This window comes from Anaerococcus jeddahensis (assembly GCF_001182725.1).
Taxonomy (GTDB): domain Bacteria; phylum Bacillota; class Clostridia; order Tissierellales; family Peptoniphilaceae; genus Anaerococcus; species Anaerococcus jeddahensis.
In genome coordinates, this window is sequence record NZ_CWHU01000005.1 from 983,700 (window position 1) to 997,862 (window position 14,163).

Annotated in this window: 8 protein-coding genes and 2 pseudogenes; all 10 read right to left on the bottom strand. The window is 29.8% G+C overall.

From position 1 onward, the window contains the following. Nucleotides 1-14: 14 nt before the first annotated feature. Nucleotides 15-740, bottom strand: a complete 726-nt coding sequence (locus BN2087_RS07845) for an ABC transporter permease (protein ID WP_000440493.1) — start codon at nt 738-740, stop codon at nt 15-17. Continuing rightward, nucleotides 724-1,608 carry an ATP-binding cassette domain-containing protein gene (locus BN2087_RS07850; RefSeq protein WP_004026777.1) on the bottom strand — a complete coding sequence of 295 codons (885 nt, stop codon included), beginning with the start codon at nt 1,606-1,608 and terminating at the stop codon, nt 724-726. Before BN2087_RS07850 ends, BN2087_RS07845 begins: the two co-directional genes overlap by 17 nt. Then, complete coding sequence (locus BN2087_RS07855) at nt 1,586-1,828, bottom strand: hypothetical protein (RefSeq protein ID WP_001045033.1); 243 nt, start codon at nt 1,826-1,828, stop codon at nt 1,586-1,588. Before BN2087_RS07855 ends, BN2087_RS07850 begins: the two co-directional genes overlap by 23 nt. Beyond that, nucleotides 1,821-2,219 (bottom strand): hypothetical protein, encoded by a 399-nt coding sequence (locus tag BN2087_RS07860; RefSeq protein ID WP_000751463.1) that lies wholly within the window; start codon nt 2,217-2,219, stop codon nt 1,821-1,823. The genes BN2087_RS07855 and BN2087_RS07860 overlap by 8 nt, the downstream gene beginning before the upstream one ends. A gap of 130 nt (nt 2,220-2,349) precedes the next feature. Beyond that, nucleotides 2,350-2,955 (bottom strand): response regulator transcription factor, encoded by a 606-nt coding sequence (locus BN2087_RS07865; RefSeq protein WP_000698202.1) that lies wholly within the window; start codon nt 2,953-2,955, stop codon nt 2,350-2,352. After that, nucleotides 2,927-4,474, bottom strand: a complete 1,548-nt coding sequence (locus BN2087_RS07870) for a sensor histidine kinase (protein WP_000743725.1) — start codon at nt 4,472-4,474, stop codon at nt 2,927-2,929. Before BN2087_RS07870 ends, BN2087_RS07865 begins: the two co-directional genes overlap by 29 nt. Before the next feature lie 287 nt (nt 4,475-4,761). Then, on the bottom strand, nt 4,762-5,418 hold the full coding sequence (locus BN2087_RS07875) for a hypothetical protein (RefSeq protein ID WP_049691240.1): 657 nt from the start codon (nt 5,416-5,418) through the stop codon (nt 4,762-4,764). A 43-nt stretch (nt 5,419-5,461) separates the two neighbouring features. Further along, a pseudogene (locus tag BN2087_RS07880) lies at nt 5,462-6,835 on the bottom strand (helicase-related protein); the annotation flags it as partial. An 88-nt stretch (nt 6,836-6,923) separates the two neighbouring features. After that, on the bottom strand, nt 6,924-8,594 hold the full coding sequence (ltrA, locus tag BN2087_RS07885; RefSeq protein ID WP_049691242.1) for a group II intron reverse transcriptase/maturase: 1,671 nt from the start codon (nt 8,592-8,594) through the stop codon (nt 6,924-6,926). A gap of 576 nt (nt 8,595-9,170) precedes the next feature. Then, nucleotides 9,171-13,175, bottom strand: a pseudogene (locus tag BN2087_RS09590) (helicase-related protein); the annotation flags it as partial. Nucleotides 13,176-14,163 lie beyond the last annotated feature (988 nt).

The following is a 14,163-nucleotide window of genomic DNA, read 5'->3' on the forward strand; positions in this document are numbered from 1 at the left end:
CCGTATTTATAAATTTAAAATTCCTGTTTTTTTAATATATGAATAGCCAGGAATAAAGATATGAAAACAATTATTATAATAGAAGCCATCTCCCATATTTTATACGGATTATTAGCATTGAATATTAAAATATATGCTGAACTCCAAGGCAATATATATGGTATAATATTATTAGCTTGTAAGAATCCAACAGACAATAGAATAGTAATCGCTCCTGAAATAAAGGACACTATATAATTCTTCTTTTGAGCTATACATACTACTATATTAGGAATTAAGATAAGAAATCCTAATATCAATGTTTTTAAATATATAATAGATAAATATTCAATATAACTAGAATATTCAAGATTTTTAAAAATAACTAACCCACCAATTAATGCCATTAAATAACTACATATTGTTATTATTAAATGTAAACTAAACCAAATAGCAATTTTACCTATAATAAAGTCAAATCTATTTTTTAAATATGCAAGTAAGTTTTGTGTAATATTATTTGAATACTCTCTTTGAATTATTAAAGTTATAAAAATTATGCTTATCATATGTAATAGTATAAAATTACCAATCAATATATTTGACCATACCCATTTTTCAACTCCTATTCTTCTAACTGACTCAGCCATAAAAACATCTTTAAAAACTATAAAACCTGTCAATATAATTGACGCATATATAGAACCCAAATAAATCTTTGTCCCTTTAATTTTTAAAAATTCTCTATTTAATCTTTCCAATTTTGGCACCTACCATTTCTTCAAAATGCTCTTCTAGAGAAGTTCGTTGAAAATATATCTCTGAAATTCTGAATTTATTCTTATATATTAAATCTAAGATTCTTTCGGAATTTATAACTTCACCTTGAATGACTAACGTTTGTTCATAAATTTTATAAAAATAATTTAATTTATATTTTTCGAGCATTTGTTTTATTTCTTTTGGATTATTAGATTTTACTATAAGTTTATTCATCTGTTGTATATCAGACATATTAAAACTTTCTACAATTCTCTTGTCGTATAGTAAATCAATTTCATCTGCTATCTTCTCGATTTCTGGCAAATTATGACTTGATACTAAAATTGATTTTCCAGAATAAGTCAATTTTTTCAATAAATTTCTAATTTCTATTATTCCAGAAGGATCTAGCCCATTAAATGGTTCATCTAATATTAATAAATCTGGATTAGCTAATATAGCTCTGGCTAAACCTAATCTTTGTTTCATTCCTAAAGAATAATTATCAAAAATCACATCAGTATACTTATAAAGCCCAACTTCTTTTATCACTTCACTTATTCTTTCGTTTTTAATATCTAATAACGATGCAAAAATTTTAAGATTATCAAAAGCAGATAAATTTGGATAAAATGCAGGATATTCTATTAAAAATCCTAACTTGTTTTTCCCTTTAAATTTAAAATTAATTTCTCCTGAATCTATTTTTACCAAACCAACTATACATTTCATTAAAGTTGACTTTCCTGCACCATTTTCACCTAATAATCCTACAATTTTCCCCGAATCAATTGTTAAATTAATATTATTTAAAATTGTTTTTTTGTCATATGATTTTGTTAAATCACTTATTTCTAAACAACTCATTCCAAGATCTCCTTTCTTTCAAATCAAGTATGTAATTCTTAGACTTCCCAGATATAAATTCTTTTAAATTTTCCTTACAACTTTGTTGTTTATCATAATTAAACAATGAAAAAATAATTAATTCTTTAAAAAATTCACAATTACAACGTTTATTTTTACAATCCAAATTACAAGCATTAGTTAGCATAACTTTAATCAAATAATCACCAACCTTATTCATTTAACTGAACATCTAGATATTCAGTTAAATTATCTTTTGATTTCTTTTTATCACTAAAAGAAATTTCCTTTCTTATATTTCCATTATCTATAACTATCAAATATGGAACTTTATTTTTATCGATTTTTACATCAACATTTTTAGGATTAACTTTATCAATATTTAGTTCTCTTATATAAATTTTTTCATCATTAGCTATTGTTTCAATATACTTATTAAAGTCTTTGTTTTCATCGTTTGTTATATACATACAATATTTTTTTATATCTTCTCCTTGGTGAAAATCTCTATACCAGTCTTTATTTTTCCTAAGATTACTAAATATTATTATTACAAAAACAATTACGCACGTAATTAATAAAATATTGATTCCTTTTTTTGTTTTTTTCATTCTATCTCCTTATAAATATAAATTATAAATCCAATTTCTTACATATTAAGTTTATAATATCTTAATTTTCATTTCAGCTAACTTTTGTGAATAAAAAAAGCACTCGGAATTAAAGTCCTAATGCTGATTATTAAAATGAATCTACATAGCCTAGTTCTCTGACCTTATCTATCATTTCTTGATAATTTCTAACGCCTAACTTTTGATATATTCGTGATAAGGATACTGCCAGGCTTCTTACATTTGTATTTAGCTCTTTGGCTAACTCTTTCCTTGATAGTCCGTTTGAATATAGTTTAACTATATGAATTTCACTTTTTGTTAATGGTTCTAACATATGATTATCTTCTGGAAAAATCGCTTTGTCTTTCAAGGCGATAGATTTTATATCTTCTATTAGGTTAGATGTCTCTTCTTCCTTGGAAATAAATCCTTTACATCCAATTCTTTTTGCTCTTTTAATATAAAAGTCTAATTTATATGCTGTTAATATTACTATTTTAAGATCTACATATTTATTAATAAATTCTTCAGCCACATCTAAACCATTTATCGTTCCTTCTATTCCTGTTAAATTAATATCTATTAGTAACAAATCATATTTAAGAACATATTCATTTATACATAGGTCTCTAACATTATTTACTATATCTACAGAAATAGATTCGTCCATCTCTAGGCTCATTTTCAAAGAAGTTGCAACCATTTTATGATCTTCTATTAATAAGATTTTCATTTACTACACTCCTTTCTACTGGAATTTCTATTTTAAATTTTACAAATGATTCATCTAGTTCATTTTGATTATTGGAAAAATTAAAATCAAATTTTCCGCCGTATTCTCTTAAGTTTAATCTTAAAATATTTAATCCTATATTTCCCTCTACTATTTTTTCTTCATCTTCTAAATAATCCCCATAATTTTTTATTGTAAGATCAATTTTATCTTCTAAATTTATAAGAACTATATCCGTGCTATATCCTTTTGAATGTTTTAATGCATTTATTAATAATTCATTGATACATTTGTAAATCAATTCAGCATAAGGACTGGGTAAATCTATATTTCTATCACATTCAAATTCTATAAGCATTTCATTATCTAAATACATATTTTCTATATCAACTATAAGTCTACTATATGCGTCATAAAGAGAACTATAATCATTGAGCGTTGGATTAAATGAATTTATTTCATGGCGAATCAAGTCGTTTAACTTATCCAGATTTTCTATAATGTATTTTTTGCCAGATCCTGAAAGATTATCTCCTATCCACCTTCTTATAGCTATTATAATCTGTAGAATGTCATCATGTAAAAAGGTCTGTATCCTTAGAGCATTCAATTTTTCAATTTCTAAATTTCTATGTTTTTCAACATAATAGTTATTCAACATCTCCTCAAAAGTTATATAATTGGATTTTTTATGTTTTTCGAACAAGCTAAATTCTACCAAAAACATAAAAAAGCTTAAAGAAAATAATATAACTCCCGAAAAAGATAATGAAGTTAAATAGAGCATTAGAAACAAAATTAAAAATTCAGGAAATATTTTTTTCAAAGAACGGGAGAAAAATAATAAACCGCTTTTGATTTTTGTCTTACTAATCCTATACAGCAATATAGATTCAATGAAGATACATGTAAACAGTTGATACTCACTTATTGAAACTAGACCTAAACCTTCATACTTCTTATATATGAAGAAAGTTATTATAAATAAAGTTTGCAATATTATAATTGTCTTGCTTTCATATTTTCGAATATTCTTATCATTTGAATATAATATTATTGGAGTCAATAATAAAATAATCACAACATAATTAAATATTGAAGATGCTAAATAAGTATTAAATTTCATCATTATTATTGATATAATAATCCCTACAGTTGTAATTAATGGCATGAACTTAATTCTATTTGATGAGCTTAAAAGATTGAAACTTGCAAATAGTATCAAGCTATATATTAATAGTTCGATGTGTTTACCTATTATTAAGTCTCTTAATATTAAGTCTTCTAGAAAATTAAAAATAATAAATAATTCAACTACTAGGCTATGGATTAAAATATATTTTTTTTCAGAATTTAATATGCATATAATATAGGATATGAAATTTATAATACTTAGTAAAAAAACTATTAAAATTCCTATATCTAGCCTCTGTTGATATCTTATAAATGGCGCTATAGGCATAAACAAAATAACTTGCAATAAAATATGTGTAATTAAAATCAAATCTTGTTTTTTCATCCTGCCCTCCTTTTATATTTTAAACCCTATAATCTTTATCTATATACAATCTGATTTTCTTAACTCCGAAAAGGATCTATTAAAATTATACATAATATTCTGGTATTAATTACAAATTTCAATATATCGTAATATTTTTGTGTTCCTATTTTAACTTCAGCTTTTAATACTATTATAGACGTATTAAGATATAATTACAGCTAACTTTTGTGTATCATACCTAACGTCACTATACAATCTGTTTAAATATGGCAAAAAAATAAAGGCAGTCCGAAGACTGCCAATATTTATCTCTCTGCGCTTTTGCTATGGTCTTTCTTATTAGATTTAGTTTTATCGTCTGTCTTAAAGCTTTTTATTTGCCCTAATATGGACTTTTTATCCTTGTCTTGACTCTTTACTTGTTCTTTTGCTTTTAATAGCTTAGAAGACAAAATACGAACATTTTTATGTTCCTTTCCGTTGTTATCAATGCTTGTTTTTACTTGTCCGAAGATTTTAACAAAATCTCCTTGTTTTAAGTTCTTTAAATCTTTTGTCTTATCTCCATAGGCTGAACAATTTGTATATACCTTATTTCCATCGTCATCCTTTGAAACAATTGAAAAGTTGCTTACCTTGAACTTTTCTCCATTAGCATTTTCTCTTTCAAGATTTTCTACTTTTCCAGATATATTACCCACGAGATTTATGAGGTCGTCTTTTTCTTCAAGTTCATTGGTGTTTTCAACAATCTTACCTTGTTCTTTCATATCATCAATCATATAGTCAAAGTCATCACTTAGTAAACCTATTGTGTCATCGTTCATATATAAGACATAGACTTCTTCAAGTGCCTTTTCATCAGTAACACCTTTTTCTATGCTTACAAGTGCTTTTATAAAATCCTTATAGTTATCATTCATCATTTCTTCTAAGTTTTCTCTAATATCTTTGTATTCCATAATTTCCTCCTTGTACTAAATAAGGAGAGCTATTCACCCTCCTCTATCTTTCTTGTCCTTTTTCATTTCTTTCTAGATTTTTATCTTTTTCTTCTTCTGATTTGAATTTTGATATTTGTCCCAATATCGATGGTTTCTCTTCCCTTGCGTGAAGATTATCCTCTACATCATAAGTTGATTCAAAGTAATCACTATCTTTAAAATCATTGTCATACCTATCTGGTATTCCGTCATTATCAAGATCTTTTGCCAGTGGATCATAGAAGTTTCCATCATCATCTATTTCTAGTCCTAGAGCTTGTTTTAAATCTTCTTCATCTACTGATACCAGATCATCAAAACTTGACATCTTTATTGCTTCAGTCATATCTTTAAGAGCTTGTGAATTAGATATATCTTCTTCTACAAAAGATTCTGTTCTAATAGCAACATTATCTACATACTGAGTCCATGTTTTTTCTTCCAAGTTTACCTCATATTGGATAGAGTGCTTACCATCAGGTGTTTCTGTATAGGCAAGTCCTATATGGCTTAAATCGGGGTATAGTTTTTCAAAGTCTTCATAGTTATTAGATTCTGAAAACTCGTAGTTAGAATAATCAACTATCGCTCTCTTTAATTCTTCTAATAATGGTGATTGGTTTTCTAATTCTTCCACTTCTCCCATATCTAAAAGTTTATTAATTTCAGCTAGTCTTAGTGTCTTATCCCTTAACTCATCTGCTTTTTCAAATGGTTTGGTTAATTCTACTTTGGCATTTTCTAAAGATTCTTTATAGTTTTCAAGGTTTTGATTTAATCTTTCAAGTCTTGCAGGCATTTTTTCAATTGCATTATCAAGTCTTGTTATATTACCATCAGTAGAGTTTGAAAACTCTCCAAAGTATTCTGCTTTTCCTAGAAGTTTAAAAGTGTGAGTATTAGTCATAAAGTTATATGAAACTTGTAAGTCTAAATTTCTATATTTACCAATGACCTTGCTATCATTTATCTTTACCTTTTTTATTTCTTCTAATAGCTTCTCTCCAGCTTCTTTCTTATCTAAAATTTTATTTTCTCTAAGACTGATTGAAGTGAATTTACTATCTCCTTCTCCTAATTTCTCAACACTTGCAATATCTTCTTTAACTGCTTGTATTTCCATTTCAGTTTTTAAAATACTTTGAGGATAAAATTTATTTACCTTATCTTCAAGCTTGTATTTATTAGACTTATAGTTTGCTTCAAGCATTTTTAGCTTTGTAACTTCGTTATCTAAATCCATTTTTTCTTTAATTAATGGATTACCAGTAGCTAAAGCCTTAATCTCTGAATAAGACAGACTTGCTTCATCAACATCTTCTGCAACACGCACAGGCGTCTTGCTTGTCATAATTTGAGAAATGAATTTCTGCTTATTCTCTATCGTCTGGTCGAGTAGGTCGGGGATATTACTATCCCTTTCCCCTCTAAGAACCGTGCATGAGAGTTTCCCCTCACACGGCTCAAGTTTTTATAAGCCCTAATTAAAGAGCCAGCGTGTTTTCTTCATCATTTATATGCAATTTTCTATGACACCAAGGGTGTACTAAAGTTTCAAGGGTAATATTATTTTGAATTGTTTGATGTACTCTAAAGTCTGTATCCATAGTTATTTTCTCTCCACAAACAGGGCATATTCCATTTTGCGTTTTATACAGTCTATTTATAACTGTACGTCCTTTAAGTTCGTTTCGTATTTTTAACTCTTCTCTTTCTTCAAAGTATATTTGCCAATTTTCATCAAATGGATTTGCTTCAGCTTGTATCTTGGTAAATCTCTTAATATCAGTATCTGTAGCATATTTAAGACGAAGATAGTATTTCTCGCCATTCTCCATTCTGTCTCCAGTTGATACACTGAAAGTCCAAGTTCTATTTCCAATCGTATGGAAATACTTTTTAGCTATCCATTTTCTACCTTTCTTAGGATGTCTACGAACACACCAGTCCCACAGGCATTTATATATTTCATAATCAAGTTTTTCAAACGCTTTTGATGAAACATTATATTTCTGATAGTTTACCCAACCTATAATGATTGGATTTAATTTTCTGATCAAAATTTCTTGTTTCATTGACGGATTATCTTTTATGATTCGTCTGATTTTATCGACAATAGCCTTGAAGTTATTATCAGATGGTTTTGTAAGCAACTTATCTTTATACATCCTAATATTAACTCCAAGAAAATCAAAACCGTCATTTATGTGTGTTATAAGTGTCTTTTCCTCTGATAATTCTAAACCTCTTTCAGCCAAGAATTTTACAATGATTGGCTTTACACCATTTTCAAGCAATTCTGCACTTTCCCCTGTAACGATGAAATCATCTGCATATCTAACAAAGTTAACCTTTGGGAAATATGTTTTCTTATTTACTGTTCTTCTATGGTATTTCTCTTTGATTGCTTTTTCTAAACCATCTAATACCATATTGGAAATAATAGGTGATATTGGCGAGCCTTGGGGACTTCCTGTTTCTGTTGGAAATAGTTTTTGTTTTTCTATATATCCACACTCAAGCCAGAGTTTTAATAATTTCTTGTTCATTGGGATATTATTTAATATCCATTCATGACTTATATTATCAAAACAACCTTTTATATCTCCCTCAAGTACCCATTTTGCAGATTTCTTTTTATTAAGTGATGTAAAACACTGCTCGATAGCATCTTGTGTACATCTTTTTGCCCTAAATCCATAAGAATTAGGGTCAGCAGTAGTTTCTGCTATGGGTTCAAGTGCAAATTTATATAGGGTTTGCATTGCTCTGTCTGTCATTGTAGGAATGCTAAGAGGTCTTTTCTTACCATTTTTCTTTGGTATATACACTCTTTTAAGAGGTTTAGGTTTATATCCTCTTAAGTTTAACTTTTCTATCGCCTTATACTTTGCCTGTGGTGTTAGCCATAGTTCGCCGTCAACACCACTTGTTTTCTTGCCTTGGTTTTCAGTTACCCTCTTAATAGCCAAGGCTTTTGCATAAAATGAAGTTGTTAGTAAATGCTGTAAAGATTTTACCTTTCCGTATTTACTCATTTTCCACGCTTTCACAATACGCATTTGTAGTTTTTTAACATAGCTTTCTGCTACTGAAAAATCTATACTTTCCCAGTCTTTAGCTCTGTTAGTAGTAGCACACATTTTACTGTTCATTTGCTTTCTCCTTTCAAAAATTCTACAAGTTCTCTTGTGATTAAAAACCAAATGGAAGTCTGCACTCTTTCAAGTTAGGGCAAATTTTGAACCCCTATCCATCTCATTACAAGATGGCGTTCGCTTTTTCCATTATCCTTTACCTGCACCATTATCAGCATTTCTTACGATTTACCTTGCCTTTTGGCAACGGTACAGGCTTACCATGTTCCACTTAATTAACATTGATAACTTAGGCTCTACCTCTCTGCCGGTAGTCATTTTGTCCGTGTAATCCCACTGTGGAAAGGATTATCCGACTACGCACCATTTTGGTTCAGGCTTGTCAGCAACTTTAGCCTGTTCACCTTAACGACATTTATCAGTAGTTCACATATGTTAGCCATATTATCAAGCCTCGCTCCCTAACCGCCTTGTTGCTGGCAGTTTCGGTATTCCCTCACGGTCCAACCTCAAGTAGGGCTGCTTTAATATCGGCTTACCACACCTAAGTGCAGTCGATACTTGGCTCAACTAACGGAATAGTTGGTTTGGTCATTATGCCAAACAGTTAAATTAAGCGACTTCATGTCGCACCCATAAATAAGAATCAAAAGTATTTTCTGTTACATATCTAAAGATATTTACCTTATCATTTTCATTACCTTGACGAACAATTCTACCACTTCTTTGCTCTAGGTCAGACGGTCTCCAAGGGACGTCTAAATCATGTAAAGCTATTAATTTATTCTGTACATTTGTACCTGCTCCCATTTTTTGAGTAGAACCTAATAATACTCTTACTTCTCCTTTTCTTACCTTGGAGAATAATTCGTCTTTTTGTTTGTCTGTATCTGCTTCGTGGATAAAAGCTATTTCTTCTTTAGGTATTCCCATATTCACTAACTTATTCCTAATATCATCATAGATATTAAATTCTCCATCTCCTTTTGGTGTAGACATATCTGAAAATACTAACTGGGTTGATGAGCTTTCTTTTGTCTTATCCCAGATTGAAAAGATATTTTTAACGCATACATTTACCTTTGAATTAGGATCATCTGGAAGTAGTGGGTTTATTAATCTTTGGTCTAGGGCAAGTTTTTTACCATCATTTGTAATTTTTAGCATATTATCTTCTGTTGGCTCGACTTGATTATTTCTAACTGCGTCAGCTCTATCTGAAATAGCTTCTAGTATTTCTTTTTGTTCCTCAGTAGGTTTTGTTTTAATAACTTCAAAACTTGCTTCTGGTACTGGCAAATTTAACATATCTGAAGTCTTTATATCTGCTACTTCTTTAAACATAGACATCAATTCTGGTAAATTATAAAACTTTGAAAATCTTGTCTTTTGCCTATATCCAGTGCCTTCTGGAGATAATTCAAAGGTATTTTCTGTTTCTCCAAAAGTAGAAGCCCAAGCGTCAAAATGTTCTAATCCTCTTGCCTTTAAATCGTCATACTGAAGGTATCTTTGCATAGTATAAAGCTCTGTCATTGAGTTTGATATTGGTGTACCAGTAGCAAATACAACTCCCTTTCCATTTGTCATTTCATCCAAATACCTGCATTTCATATACATATCTGAAGACTTAAAGGCTTCACTCTGCCCGATACCAGCAACATTTCTCATCTTAGTATGCAAGAATAGGTTTTTGTAATTATGAGCTTCGTCTATAAATAACTTATCTACTCCTAGTTCTTCAAAGGTTATTACATCATCTTTTTTAAAGTCATCATTTAGCTTTTCCAGTCTTACCAAGAGTTTCTTCTTTGTCTTTTCTAGTTGTTTTACTGTGAAGTTTTCTCCTCTATTTCTTTTATTCTCGTCAATAAAGGAAACTATATCATCTATTTGGTCTTGTATATGTCTAACCTGGTATTCTTTGGACATTGGTATCTTTTCAAATTGAGAGTGTCCTATGATAACTGCATCATATTCTCCTGTTGCAATCCTACCAATAAATCTTTTTCTATTTTTTGGTTGAAAGTCTTTTTTATCGGCCACCATAATATTTGCTGACGGATATAATTGCATAAACTCTCTACCAATTTGAGTGGTTAGATGGTTAGGAACAACAAATAATGATTTACTTGCAAGTCCTAACTTTTTAGACTCCATAGCAGAAGCCACCATTTCAAAAGTCTTTCCTGCTCCTACTACATGGGCAAGTAGTGTATTTCCACCATAAAGAGTCCTAGCTATGGCGTTTTTCTGATGTTCTCGAAGTCTAATTTCAGTATTCATTCCATCAAAAGTTAAGTTAGAGCCGTCAAATTCTCTATTTCTAATTGAGTTAAATTTTTCATTATAAATCTTCTCTAGCCTATATCTTCTATCAGGATCTTCAAATATCCAATTCTTAAATTCTTCTTTAATCAGTTCTTGCTTTTGACTTGCAAGCATAGTTTCTTTTTTATTTAATACAGATGTCTTAGAACCATCATCATTTATTACTTGGTCAAACACCTTCGTATCTTTTAAATTAAGAGCATTTTCAATTAGCTTATAGGCATTTACTCTACTTGTACCATAAGTCATGTTAGCAAGGTCATTAGCTGAGTCAACACTTTTACCTTCAATATTCCATTCACTTGTGTGTGGCGAAAACCTAACATTTATATTCCACCTATCATAACCTGGTGTTTTTAAAAGATTGAAAGTAAAGTCTTCTATATCTTTTTGAGGTATCCAAGTTGCTCCTAGCCTTACATTTATATCAGAAGCAGTGAGTTCTTCAGGCATAACTTCTTGTAATTTTTCTCTTTGATATTTGAGTTTGCCTAACTCGTTTAATAATGTATCTTTCTTTTCAGAAGGTGCTAAATCTATTACATTTTCAATTTCTCCTATATATGAATTGAGGTAGCCAATCTTTTCTCTAATATTTCCACTTAAATACTCGTCAGCCGATACATATGAAAAATGAAATGGATCGTCATTGTCAAAGTTCTCAAAAGGCATTCTGTTATTTATTAGGTCTGTATCCTTAATATCTAAAAATATCTCACCTTCAAGCTCACCAATCAAAGTGTCCCTATCTTTGTTAGTGATAGATTCCATATAGTCGAAATCTACATATCCCTTTTGTGAAACTGATAAGACTAAGGCTTCAAGGGAAGTATCTACATGATCTACTACCTTTGCCTTTGTTATTGTTCTTTTTGAAAATATATCACTCTTAGCTTTGAAATTATCCTCATCATCAAGTATTTCTATTGATGAAACCAAAGGAAAGTTTGAGTCTTCCTTTAAAGCTCTAGTATTTGATAAGGAGTTAATAAAGCCATGTTTCTTTGAAAAGTTATCATAGACTTCATTTAACTTTGCTTGTGACTCTTTTATTTCATCGTCTGAAAAATCGTCCTTTTGTTTTTCTATTACATCTTTTAAAGCATTCATTACATCAAGATAATCTTTTATCTTTTCTTTATTTTTATCTGATATATTCTGCTTGATTAAGACTGAGTTTTCTCTTAGGTAGACCTCTTCATCAATAATAGTGTAAGAAAAATTCTTAACATCATCTGTTGCTGGAAGACTTAATTCTTCATCTTCCAATAGTTCGACCTCTTCATATTTTGAATTTGAAGATATTTCCTTACTTGCAATATCCATTAAGTCTTTTAACTTTTCATCTTCTTTTTCATCACAAGTAATAGTATTGCCAAATCTGCCAGATACTTCTTTCATATTCCCTAATACCATCTGAGGATTATCTACAAAGTATTTATTATAAGTCAAACCCTTTTTATCAGTTGCTAGGTGTATCCAATCGTCATCTCTTTCTATAACTGAATCTCTCTTCTTTAAGAAAATAATATCTGAAGTAACTTCTGTACCAGCAAGTCCTTTAAATGTTGTATTAGGAAGCCTCATAGCTCCTAAAAATTCACATCTTGCATTAATATATTTTCTAACAGATTCATCTTTTTTATCCATAGTTCCAGATGATGTTATGAAGGCAATAATTCCTCCATTCCTAACCTTGTCTATTGACTTTGCAAAAAAATAATCGTGAATCAAAAAATTATTTCTGTTATATTCACGATCGTTAACTTTAAAATCTCCAAAAGGAACATTTCCTATAATTAAATCGAAAAAGTTATTTGAGAAGTTTGTTTCTTCAAAACCTTTAATTTGAATATTAGCTTCAGGATAAAGTTCTCTTGCTATTCTTCCGCTTAAACTGTCTTTTTCTACTCCATAGACTTTAGAGCTTCGTATTTCACTTGGCATATTACCAATAAAATTACCGACCCCTGCAGATGGTTCAAGGATATTCCCAGTCTTAAAACCCATATCTGTTAGAGTCTTATATATTCCATCCATTACCTCTCTAGGTGTATAAAAGGATGTTAAGGTAGACTCTTTAGCATTCAAATACTCTTCATTTGTTAAATTTTCTTTTAAAATATTTCTTGCTTCGAGCCATTGACCTCCCTTTTCTTCATCAAAGACATCAGCAAGACCACCCCAACCAAGATAATCAGCCAGATAGGCTTGCTCATACTCTCTTGGACTCCTATTTTCATTTTCAAGTCTTTTTAGCATTTTAATAGCTTTGATATTTTTATCTAACTTTTCAGATGGTGTAAGGTATTCTGAGTAGATATGATTTTTCAAGTCATAATTTCTAGCAAAGCTTAGCCTTTTCCTATCAGGTTCATAGCCTAGATTCTTTAAATCTTCTTTACCCCTCAATAAGTTTTCGGCTGCTTCTCTTGGAACATTGTATCTATCCATCATTTGGTCAATTTCAGGATTGTGGTTATCTATAAAGCTTTCTTGCTCTACTTGTCTTTCAATTTGTTTTTCATGCTTAGATAATTTGTATATCTCGTAATTTCCACTATCTAAAAGGTCATCAATCTTTCTACTTTCTTCAAATGTTTCACCCTTATATAAGGGGATTTCTTCTCCATTAACTTCTACCTTAGTTCCTGTTTCAATTAAGTTAATTCCATCAAAGGTATTCTCATCTTCTAAAATAAATTCCTTACCAACTTTTACAGCTAGTTTTTCTGATGTTTGACTTAGATTTTCAAAGATTTCTTCAAGGTATGAATCGTTTCTATATGGAATTACTTCCGAACCCCTAATCATACCTCCCATATATTCCATATTATCTCGGATAGTGATAGTTTTAAGTCCTCCACTTAGTTCATCAAAATCTGTAATAGTGAAGTCCTTATCTTTATATCTAACCTGATCACCTATCTTAAATTTAGGCTCTATATTTTCCTTAGTTTCTTCTTTTAATAATTTTTCCTCACTTAGTGCAACTTGTTCTTCTAAATATGAAAATTCACGCTCATTTACTTCTACACCATCACCAAGGTCAATCCTATAATGCTCGACAACTTCGCCGTCTACATAGTGATCAAAATAGAATTTAAAATATCCGATATAATCATCAGTCATTTCTCCAAATTCATTTTCTCCAAGAGTTTGATTATGGTCTTTAACATCAATATCCTTTTGTCTTAGGACATTTATTAATTCTTTGGTTACTATCTGCCCACTATAATCGGGAACTAATTCGTGGTTTTCATTAAATTCTACAATCCAATAATCTTTTCTATTT

Coding starts and splice junctions, on each gene's coding strand:
- BN2087_RS07850 (WP_004026777.1), bottom strand. CDS start 1,608: ATGAGTTGTTTAGAAATAAGTGATTTAACAAAATCATATGACAAAAAA.
- BN2087_RS07855 (WP_001045033.1), bottom strand. CDS start 1,828: ATGAATAAGGTTGGTGATTATTTGATTAAAGTTATGCTAACTAATGCT.
- BN2087_RS07860 (WP_000751463.1), bottom strand. CDS start 2,219: ATGAAAAAAACAAAAAAAGGAATCAATATTTTATTAATTACGTGCGTA.
- BN2087_RS07865 (WP_000698202.1), bottom strand. CDS start 2,955: ATGAAAATCTTATTAATAGAAGATCATAAAATGGTTGCAACTTCTTTG.
- BN2087_RS07870 (WP_000743725.1), bottom strand. CDS start 4,474: ATGAAAAAACAAGATTTGATTTTAATTACACATATTTTATTGCAAGTT.
- BN2087_RS07875 (WP_049691240.1), bottom strand. CDS start 5,418: ATGGAATACAAAGATATTAGAGAAAACTTAGAAGAAATGATGAATGAT.
- ltrA (WP_049691242.1), bottom strand. CDS start 8,594: ATGAACAGTAAAATGTGTGCTACTACTAACAGAGCTAAAGACTGGGAA.